Below are 10,013 nucleotides of genomic sequence, written 5' to 3'. Positions count from 1 at the left end.
ATGTTCGTGCTGGTGCTGGCCGGCATGCATTACTTCTCCTTCGTGACGCCGAACCTGCTGGTGCGTATCTACATTCTGAATTTCAGCGCCGGGCTGTTGATGTTGTTTACCGCGATCCGTTCCAGGAAACACTGCAATGGCCGCATCATCAACCACGTTCTCCTCTGGGTGCTGCTGATCTTCGGCGTCAGTTTTTTTATCAGAACGTCGCTCACTACGATCCAACCCTTGCCGCATAGCACTGCGCCGTTCGCGCGAACCATGTTCTGGGTCTTGCTACAGTTGTCGCTCGCCCTGATGGGCGCTGTCTTGGGGCTTGTGCTGCTGGCCGCGGCGATGTCGGACGTAATCGACCGGCTGACTCTCGAACGCGATCTCGATTCGCTCACCGAAACGTTGAACCGGCGCGCGTTTGAACGCGCGGCGGGCCGGCGCGTCGCAGACAGGCGAAGCTATCCGCTCACACTGATCGCTTTCGACATCGACAACTTCAAATCCATCAATGACCGTTACGGGCATGCGGCCGGCGATGCGGTGCTGCGCCAGTTCGCCGCAATCGTGCGCGCCGCGGTGCGTGAGAAAGATGTGGTCGCGCGCATCGGCGGCGAGGAGTTCGTGCTTCTGCTGCCCGGTGCTGACGACAAATTCGCGTATGAGATCGCCGAGCGCTTACGTACTGTGCTGGAGTCTTGGCGCTTCGATGAGATCGAGGCTACGCTTCGCGTCACGACCAGTGCCGGCATCGCGCGGTATCGGCCTGGTGAGGACTTGAGGGCGCTGCTGGCGCGCGCCGATCAGCTGCTCTATGCAGCGAAGCGAGCGGGAAGGAATCGGGTGGTCGGAGAATCACCCGGTCAGACGCGGGACGCCCCCGAACGCGATATGGTGTGATCGTCCGGCGTCTGGCAAAGACTGAAATCGTCCCATCGCGGATGGCTTTAACAACCGGAAAAAGCGACGTGTGAATCAGCTCGCGGCCAGTCAGGTCGATTTCTCTGGCCTGACGAGATTTGTGGACATCACCATCAGCAGTTTTATCGAATGCAAGCTGAACGACAAGCGAATCGCGCGGTTCATGGATCGCATTGGTAACACTGCGTCAGGGTTGTCACGGCAAGCTGGAAAGCCCGGCGCCATCATGAACGGGCATGGCGCGGACCATCGAAAGGCCGGCAAAAGCCATGAAATCCGGCTGCTCGTGGACGACACTGAAACACCTGGCTGGATTCTGCTCGGCTGTCGCTATCAGGAAGCGACTCTCGGCGGGTCTCCAGTAAAGGCTGACGCCTGAAGTCCACCGCGGGCTTCAAACGGTTTCACAGTTAGCGGACGGTCTGGCCGACCACGCAAGGGCCTCGGCCTTCGATCAGACATCCGCAACCTGGTAGGCATTGAACGCGGTGCCGAGGAAGTTCGTGATTCTCGTCATGACGCACATCAGTTCAAAGCCTACCTCCGCCGTCCATCTGTCGCATAACTTCACGGTCGTGGCTTCGACGTTTCGGAAATGTCCCTTAGGCCCGGGCGTTGATCTCGGGACGCAGACGCACCATATTTCAAAGCCACCAGAAGATCGCGCTGGTAACGCTGAGCCAAGGCACATTCCCAGCAGCGATGCCCGCTTGAATCGGAAACTCTCGTTGCGCCAGCGAAACCCCGCCCATTCGCCGTCGCGCGAGCGAAAGACGAAGAAATGCGCGTCATCGTCGAAAGCTGGCTGCCAGCCCCTTGAACGGAAGCTATCAAAGTCCTCAGCACTGGTCATTGATGCTGGCGAGCCGGTGGTGCCAATCTCAATGTCGGTGATACTGCGGAACGCCTCCCTCAAGCCCTCATACATCTGCCGGTTTAACTGGCCGCCGGCGGCACGATTTTCGGCACCTGTCGCGCCAGCTATCTGTGGCCGAAGTCCAATGCACTCGAATACCGCCTGATCCCCAACATCCCCCCAGAGACGGTTGTCGTCAGGAGGGTGATCTGCGTGCCTGGTCCCGATGGGGTAGGGAAGGTCTTCCACTGGCATTCGTTTGTCGGTAGCTCTGGTCACGCGGCGATCTTGCCGCGCCTCATCGTGTGTCGTCATTGTGCGTGAGGGTTGCATGCCCGTTCCGACGCCAACGGCGATCACTTCCAGAAGTGCCATCGCTTTTTCGGCGCGCAAGTCTCAGGAGTCGCGTCAATCGCCACTCGAGGTTTTGGTCTCTCGCTCTCAATGCCGTTGGCGAGTGAGCGCTCTGCGTCGGTGCGTCGTGGGCTTCGGTCTGGCGAAGGACAGTTCCGGGAAAAGTGAACATTCGGTATTCACTTTGAATTTTTCCGGTCAATGAATCACCGTGTCAATAAACCACCGCTGCCACGATACACAGCATAAAGGAGTCGTACTTTTTTCTCACTGACAGTCGCGCTTACGCGACGGATCGTTAAACGCGATGCGCGGTTATTTGCCTTTCCCCGACGAAGGCTTCCCGCGAGACAAACCGGCGAGGTAAAGTCCGGTTGTGCAAGATGCGTAGGCACTCCGCTCTGAATAAGGTCTATAGATGCTGTTCGACTATCAATGAAAAAAATTCTGCTCTCTCTTATCGCAAGCGTGTCTATCCTGTCTGTGGCGACGACATTGCGAGCGGCAAGTTTCGACTGCGAGAAAGCGCATTCCTCCGTCGAGCGAATCATCTGTACGGACGAGGTTCTCAATGGCCTGGACTTCCGGCTCGCCGTTGCATACATCAAGGCGATGGACCGCGCTGCGGATCAGGATGGTCTTCTACACTCTCAACGCGAGTGGGTCCGCTCGCGAGACGGGTGCAACGATGCGGCGTGCCTGAAGAAGGCATATCACGACCGACTGGCTGCGTTAGAGAACGTTCAGCCCGCTGGCTTTGTAAGGTTTGAAGACAAGGACGCTGGCGTTGCTTTCGACTATCTAGCCAACCGTCGTGTAAAGAAGACCTGCGCGGCAAATAGCCACGAGTGCGAATTCTCGTTGGTGCGACGGAACATGGGGAGCAGCGACTACATTGTCCCCTTCGCCCTGGTAACAGGCACGCTCGAACAAGTCGCCGGGGATGGCGCGGGGTTCGAGCAGGACGATGACGGAAAGTGGGTAACGAGCTTCGGACCGGGCGTCCCACAGGAAGTGCAGCGATTCCATGGGCACGGATGGAAGGGCATGCGTGCCACGATTTCGTGCGGCGTCTCCGACCCGGAAACGGGCTTTCACGCGGCAGGTGGAAACTGCTTCGGGGCGGTCATGAGCAACGGAAAGCGCGCTGTGGTCGTCGACACCGAAGGCTTACTAGGCAACGATCCCGCAACCATGCGCAGTGTTGAGTCGTTTCAGTTTTTGCGGTAGGCCTCGCTAAAGGCTATGTCCGGCTCTGCGCGTTAGAAACGCGGCAGGAGCCGGAGATGAGCCATGGCCCACATGGTCAAGGTCACGAGCCGGCAAATTCGACCAGTGCCGTCCCCAGCGTTTCGCACCGTTAGCCAGCGGAGCGAGTGCCCCCCAAATGCGTCGAAACGCGGCGTGTTGCTGGACTCAGACAGTCAGATAATGGAGAGTTAGCGTCCGGCTTGATACTCCCGTTATTTCAATGCAAGGTGATCGTTCAAAAATGGCTGAAGTGGAGGTGGGTCATCGGCGCGCCACCGCTCGTCGCATGGCATCTCTGCCCTCCGGTCATCGTCCTTCACTTCTCGACACAGGCGCGCGGGCCGGTAGCTTACAACCTCAATGAAAACGATCGCATAACGCGCCGACAGCTCGAGCCCGGTGAGGCAGAGCGCTTCTATACGTCGATGTTCGCTCCTCGCGACGCGCGGATAGAAGTCAGCATGCCATTCTCCGGTGGCGAGCGTATGACGATCAGGCCGGCCGTATAGCCGCGTTGACGTGTACATCGACCAGTTTGGGAGGATCGAGCGAACGGATGCGAAGTACGGTCTCCTTGAGCGCTTCATGGTCACCGCTACAGATGGATAATTCGGGAAGTGAGGCGCCGATCGTCGCACAACACATCAGCGTATGCTAGCCATCAGGGCTGGAATCGTCAAAAGGTCATCCAAGCCTCCGTCCCGTCGAATGCATACGCTTCCCGTTCGTTCGCTGCGTCCAGGATTAATGGCCACTCGATGCGTGGATGGTAGATGTATTGCTGCAAAACGAAGTACCTGGAACGTCTCACGTCGATTACCGTCGTCAGTCTTTCGAACTTGCGTTCCATCCAACTGAAGGCAATGAAGTTCGAGCAATCGGACATTGCGAAGATGCAACCCCATGCATAGCCTGGAAACTTGCGGCCCGCGACATCAATGATGTGAAATGAATCCCCATGTGGCGGTTCACCCTGATATCGCAGCCTGACCGAATAACTGCGATCAGGCGGTGTCAGCACATAGTCGCCCATGCCTGCCCAATGGCAAAGTTCATCCACTGTAAATTGGATCTCGCAAGGTTCCATCCGCCTGATTTCCGTCGCAATTGAAGGTGTTTTACTCGATTGTCGACGATTCCGGCCGGTGTGTCGAACGACCGGTCTTGGCCGATGGCACCATCTTGGCGAACGCACTCTGGAGCGGCCGTTGGGCTGATGAACGGCAGTTTTCCGGTAGGCGCCGCGAATGCGTGCTCCCGGCCACAACCGGTCACTCGGCAACGCAACGGGAATTGGCGACAAGTTAGTTCGGCGTACCCTTAAGGATCGATTTTCTTTACGCCCTTGGCCACGATCCCGATAACAAAGCCAGATGCATGCACATCAGAATCGCCAGACCGGTCAGCGACCTTTCGCGGGCAGAAAGCATGTATTGCGCAGCGCTTAAGCTCGTTGACCTGGCAAAATTTCAAAACCATCAGGGGTTCGATGGCGTGATGCTCGGACGTCCCGGCATGGACTACTTCGAGTTCACACAGTGCCTGGAACATCCGGTCGCGCCGACACCCACGCGCGAGGATTTGCTGATCTTTTACGCACCGGATCGCGTTGAGTGGCAGTCGACTTACGATCGCCTCGCCGAAAGCGGGTTTGTTTGCGTGACGTCGCTCAATCCTTATTGGGGCGTGTTAGGTAAAACATTTGAGGGTGACGATGGCTACCCATCGTTTTGCAAAACTCGGCGTGGTCCTCGTGACGCATGCGTAATGCATTTGGATGCCACCTCGACCGCTTTGTAGCAAGTCGCGCGGTAGCGTGAAAGGCTAGCCCCGGCCACGATTAGACGTTCGACATCGGTGCTGAAATCGTCAGTTGCACGGACGTCAGTTTGTATGTCAAGATCAACGCCATGGAAATTCGTAACGTATCAATCAAGTCTCACCACCATCACGGTCGTCGTTCGATGCGCCGTGGTCCGTTACGTCCATAGCAGGAAATCCGGGGTAGCAGTTTCCCGCTCCCTGCTCAACGACCAAGGCGCCTAAGGCGCTTTTTTTATTCTCAACAGCGAAGAGGATTCTCATAACTATGATTCGCGGAACACGTTTCGTCGTTGGCAAGGAAGCCGCGCAAATTCGAGCTCTGGAAACGCAATTCCGGAGCTATCTTCATTAACGTTGGAGCAGAGGAGGCAATTGTCCCCGCCTTGTGGTCGCAAGACACGTTCATTCAAAAGGCCGGCGGCAGCGAGGTTATCGGTCAGATGTGGGCATTTCCGGATAAGAAGGGACGGGCTTGCTGCCTGATTCCTGAGGCGACAGCACTCTTCCAGGAGCGATGCAGCGAATTGCTGGGCCGCCAACGGGAGCGGATGTTGTTTTATATCGCTCGATGTTATCGCTATGAGCGACCGCAAGCCGGTCGCTACCGCGAATTCTCCCAACTCGGATTTGAGTATCTCTGCCCCGACCCAAAATCGGCGGTCAAACGTAGCCAGGAGATAGCGACCGGGTTTTTCGATTCGCTTGGCCTTCGCTACGAAATCGACGGTTCCGCCCGCAGAGGCCTCAGTTATTATCTGAACGGTCGGGGTTTCGAAATGCGTTGTACGGAACTTGGAGCCCAGCAGCAAGTGGTGGGCGGTGGTGCATATCGAGAGGGTGCCGGCTTTGGTATCGGCGCTGAACGACTTTTGTTGGCGATGACCGCTCAAGGACTTATGCAGCGGAGCTCTTGACTTGAAGTGGCTTGTGGTTCGGGACCTCCGCAAGCCTCACGCCGCGCGTCAGCGCGTAGTCGGCGAAGACCTGAATTTACATGGATGGCCTGAATTTACATGGATGGCCTGAATCGCTTTTTCCGCCGCGGCATGCCGCGAGCGGGCCGCTGGTGGATGTCCTCGCCGAGGGAAGCGGTAACGATACGACGAGCGTATCGGGGCGCGAGGAACAATCGGTTTTCCGCTGCGCACGTAAATTACGCGGGTACTCGCCCGCGCTGACGTCCGACACAGGGCCATTCGAGCAGAAGATCGACGACCTGTTCGATGGGCCGTCTGAAACCGTGGCGACTAGGCATCGCTCGATGAGACGCTTTGCGACGCGACAAGGCGAGGGCTCGGCTCGCAGGCGCAGATGCACAGATCGTCACTCAGCGCGACCTCTCGGCCATCGGGACCAGTGGTAGGGACCCGAGATCCCTGGCACTGGATGTGCCCCACTGTTTTGCAAACAGGGCACCAGACCGGATCGTTCTCGTAAGCCTGTTCCCGGCCGTTGAGCATGTCCGTCGAGTCGCCGCCCTGGACGGTGCCGCCGACGGTCGTGGTATCCCCCTTCGTGATGTCATAGCGCGACATCGTTCCTCCAGATCAGGTTGGAAGCCTGTGTCCGTCCGTCGGCGAAGCGACGTTCGGGGACGCCGCCAGAAAGCCCATCGACGTTGCGTATCGGACGTCGAGTCGAGAGCCAACGTTCGTTAAGCCGATGGTGGTATGGCGGGCTGCCACCGCCGCTGTGTCGCGCGTCATCCAACATGGCTGCAACTGTAGGCTCGGCTGTCGCCGAAGCATCCCAATGCGGAGCATCCGTGCAACGACAGCAGCGCGCCAAGCACGGCAAGTAAGGTCAAAGATTTTTTGAGCCGCATCATTCGATTTGAGGGTTAGTGTGAGGGAGCCCCGGTGCGCACGATGTCCTTGTCCACCTCGCTCAAAGCGCGCCTGGCCGCAAACGAATGGTTCCAACAAGCTTGTCCCACGCCGCCATCGCACTGGCCGGATCGAGCGGGGAAGCGTTCTGGGCAGTTAGCTTGCCGCCCGATGACACGTCGCCGAGGGCCATCTCCACCGCCATGTGCGGGGAGGCGATCGAACCGGGCTTGCCGGGCGCGAGGAGGTAGAAGCGATACAGGTGCGTTGAACCCTCGCCGATCGATAAAAGAACTTCCTGCGCCTCCATGCCGGCGATTTGCCGCTTACTCTCCCGCAGAATCGTGACGCTTGCGCCGACGCCCGCGCGATCAAGCTTGCTTCGCAGTTCGCCTGTCGATAGCGACGTCCTGGCGTCTGCATCCAGGGCTTCGCGGATCGTGACGTTTAGCATGGCCGCCTTGCCCGGATCAAGGGCGAACGTCTGCACCACGTCTTCGCTTGTCCGCTGGTTGCCGCCAATCAGGCCACCGTCAAAACAAAATCCCTTTTCGGTGGGTACTGTCCAGTTGTCGCGGTAGCGGATGCTGGTGAAAAGTCCTCCATCGCGCGACACGAGTTTGTTGTTGACGTATTGACGCTCTGCCTTCGTTTTCAGGATGTACAGGGTGGTCTGATCGTGCACGTACGCTTCCACGTTGAACATCGCGTCGTTGCCCTCGGCCTGAATGCCGGCGAAGGACAGGGAACGGGCGTTCGGGGCGATGGCATCGATACGCTCCAGCCATGGAACGTTGGTGTGAAACGCGGCTCCGCTCCTGGTGGGATCGTCACGAGTCTTCGCTCGGAGCTCCTGTTCTCGCGCCGCCACGCGGGACGCAAACATCGCGTTCGAGACGTTTCGGACCGTTTCGATGCTGTATCCGTCATAAGCGAAGTGCTGCGCGGACACTTCGCTGTGTTCGGGGCGATCCAGCATGAAATGTCCGAAGCACCAGGGACGCATGTTCGATGTGATGGTCATGTTCGACTCTTTGTCGGCTGCGTGGGCGCTCGCGACCACGACCGAAATGAAAAAAGGAGCAAGCAGTTGGGAAAGGCGCATGAGCGGCAAATACCTCAATGGGTCTCGACAGTGACCTGCTGGGCGATCCTGACCACGCTATATAACGTAGCCCATCGCGCCCAGGCATGGCTGTAGCAGAACTGGTGCGCGTAGCCGCCCTGCGTAAAGACCATCTGCATGCCGTGAGCCCTGTTCCCCGATAGACCCGGTTTAACGCCACGGCCTTGCGCTTCCGATGACCAGATCGGAACGGTACCGTCTCCGGGAACGATGCCATTGTCGATGCCCGGCGACGGTGCGACGGCGGCCTGCTGAACGGTGACGGTGATGTCCTGGCCGCGCAACTTGATACGCACCACGCCCTTTTGGTCGTCCGAGATGAGCGGCGCCGCCATCAGCTCCGATTCGGTTACGCCAAAGGGGATATTACCTTTCCACACGACCGTGCCCCAGGTCAGCAGATCCTTTTCCGCATTGCCCGGTTCCACGGCGCGTTCCTTTTTCGGCGCGTTGGACCCGCTGACGGTTCTTGGTTTGATCGCGCCGTCGGCATAGAACGCATAGGTATTCGGATGGTACTGATCCTGGAGACTTCTCTGTCGCTGCACGACCTGCCGCATCGTGTCCTTGTAATTGGACATGACCGACTGCCTGCCACCCAGTTGGTCCAGTCGCTTGGCCACGATGCCTGCGGGATCGAGCAGGCGTTCGGGCGGCAACAGCCCGTACCACGATGAATTGAGGTACAGCTCGCTCAGCGCGTTGGATTTCGGAAGCGACAGCACATCGTTGCCTTGACCGTCACGCACGATCCACCATGGCGCACCATTGTGATAATCCGGCATGGGCGTGAGCTCGAGCGGGCCAGGCGCATTCGCGGAAATCGCGACGAACTCTGCCGCGTTCGCACCCATCAGACTCTCGTTGATGAAACCTTCGCCGCCGGTGCGAAAGCGCTTGGCGGCGAGCGGTGCGCCCGTGGCTGGTTGCACGCCATGCACGACGCCGTAGGTGACCGTATCGCCGCCGGGTTGTTGCAGGAGGAACCGCGCGACCAGTCCACCCATCGAGTGGGTGAGAATGATCGCCCTGTCGACCTGGTTTTCCTTGCAGATGTCGTGGATGCCCAGAATCTGCGTGGTTTTCTTCGTCTTTGGGTCTGTGAACGTCGTCCCATTGAGCACGTCGCTGGCCGAATCGAAATTGGATTGAAGCCAGTTGTAACCGATCGCGTACACGGGGTAACGGTATCGGGCAAAATGCTTGAAGTCATCGGAGTCTGCGGCGATCGCGCTGCCATCGCCCGAAGCCCCGTATTCCTTCGGATCGGTGCCCAGCAGAGCCCGTAGCGTAAAGGTCTCTCCGGATGGATCGCCCGAATGCCAGAACCCCGTTGGCTCGCCATGTTCCATCGGGTGGTTGAGCTGGTGTTCCAGCCAGGCGAGCGGCTGCGAATAACTGGTACGGTGGACCGTCCCCCAGCCACGACGCTTCGCTTCGGCTTCGGAAATGCCCGCGCCCTCAACGTCCACCGGTCCGTTGGGATTCACCGCGGCAACGGTCGCGTCATACCGTTTTTCCCGAGACGCGGCCCCCGCGAACCAGCCCGTTATGATGGAAAGCGCGCTCCCGTACGAGTACCAATGGTCCGTGTTCGGGGGCGTCCACATATCGTCGCCGGTGTTCTTGTTCACGAGCAGGGTGCCCATCACACCCGGTAGAAAAATCACCGGTATCGGCGGACGTACGTCGGCATGGATCTCCTTGCTGCGTGTATCGTGATGTGGTGTGAGCACGGCTCTGGCCGTGGCGCCGCCTCCCGGATCGGGATGGGCGACGTGCGTGACCACGTCATCGGAGATCGCTGCATCCGCCGCGTTCGAATCTGCACCTGTTTCGGTCATTCGTCTTCTTTACAGTTCGT

General features: G+C 58.7%; 10 protein-coding genes. 5 read left to right on the top strand and 5 right to left on the bottom strand.

The features are described 5' to 3' along the window. On the top strand, positions 1-891 hold an 891-nt coding region (locus tag C8K18_RS32595), incomplete at its 5' end, for a GGDEF domain-containing protein (protein ID WP_258196241.1). 70 nt (positions 892-961) lie between these two features. Further along, positions 962-1,291: a hypothetical protein gene (locus C8K18_RS32590; protein WP_107710979.1), complete on the top strand. Its 330-nt coding sequence runs from the start codon at positions 962-964 to the stop codon at positions 1,289-1,291. 75 nt (positions 1,292-1,366) lie between these two features. Here C8K18_RS32590 and C8K18_RS32585 read toward each other — a convergent pair whose 3' ends face one another. Continuing rightward, on the bottom strand, positions 1,367-2,143 hold the full coding sequence (locus C8K18_RS32585; RefSeq protein WP_107710980.1) for a hypothetical protein: 777 nt from the start codon (positions 2,141-2,143) through the stop codon (positions 1,367-1,369). A gap of 414 nt (positions 2,144-2,557) precedes the next feature. Here C8K18_RS32585 and C8K18_RS32580 point away from each other — a divergent pair, with 414 nt between their 5' ends. Continuing rightward, positions 2,558-3,352, top strand: coding sequence for a lysozyme inhibitor LprI family protein (locus C8K18_RS32580; RefSeq protein ID WP_107710981.1), 795 nt, complete (start codon positions 2,558-2,560; stop codon positions 3,350-3,352). 697 nt (positions 3,353-4,049) lie between these two features. On the opposite strand, the gene C8K18_RS32570 is transcribed toward C8K18_RS32580, so the two are convergent. Beyond that, the gene (locus C8K18_RS32570) at positions 4,050-4,460 is read right to left on the bottom strand and encodes a hypothetical protein (RefSeq protein WP_107710982.1); all 411 of its coding nucleotides are present in this window, start codon (positions 4,458-4,460) and stop codon (positions 4,050-4,052) included. 290 nt (positions 4,461-4,750) lie between these two features. On the opposite strand from C8K18_RS32570, the gene C8K18_RS32565 reads away from it, so the two are divergent. Together C8K18_RS32565 and C8K18_RS32560 are read left to right on the top strand one after the other, a co-directional pair. Next, the gene (locus C8K18_RS32565; protein ID WP_258196242.1) at positions 4,751-5,173 is read left to right on the top strand and encodes a VOC family protein; all 423 of its coding nucleotides are present in this window, start codon (positions 4,751-4,753) and stop codon (positions 5,171-5,173) included. A gap of 314 nt (positions 5,174-5,487) precedes the next feature. Further along, positions 5,488-6,111, top strand: coding sequence for an ATP phosphoribosyltransferase regulatory subunit (locus C8K18_RS32560; protein ID WP_107710983.1), 624 nt, complete (start codon positions 5,488-5,490; stop codon positions 6,109-6,111). Positions 6,112-6,444: 333 nt separating this feature from the next. On the opposite strand, the gene C8K18_RS32555 is transcribed toward C8K18_RS32560, so the two are convergent. The 3 genes from C8K18_RS32555 to C8K18_RS32545 all read right to left on the bottom strand — a co-directional run bounded on the left by C8K18_RS32555 (position 6,445) and on the right by C8K18_RS32545 (position 9,993). Continuing rightward, on the bottom strand, positions 6,445-6,732 hold the full coding sequence (locus C8K18_RS32555) for a PAAR domain-containing protein (RefSeq protein WP_107710984.1): 288 nt from the start codon (positions 6,730-6,732) through the stop codon (positions 6,445-6,447). Between the two features lie 352 nt (positions 6,733-7,084). Next, positions 7,085-8,128, bottom strand: a complete 1,044-nt coding sequence (locus C8K18_RS32550; protein ID WP_107710985.1) for a T6SS immunity protein Tli4 family protein — start codon at positions 8,126-8,128, stop codon at positions 7,085-7,087. Positions 8,129-8,142: 14 nt separating this feature from the next. After that, a complete protein-coding gene (locus C8K18_RS32545; protein ID WP_258196243.1) occupies positions 8,143-9,993 on the bottom strand; it encodes a triacylglycerol lipase in 1,851 nt (616 codons plus the stop codon). Positions 9,994-10,013: the final 20 nt, after the last annotated feature.

The organism is Paraburkholderia sp. GV068 (genome assembly GCF_003058125.1).
Taxonomy (GTDB): Bacteria; Pseudomonadota; Gammaproteobacteria; order Burkholderiales; family Burkholderiaceae; genus Paraburkholderia; species Paraburkholderia graminis.
Note: the sequence above shows the minus strand (reverse complement) of the source record. Positions and strands in the feature narration are given on the sequence as shown.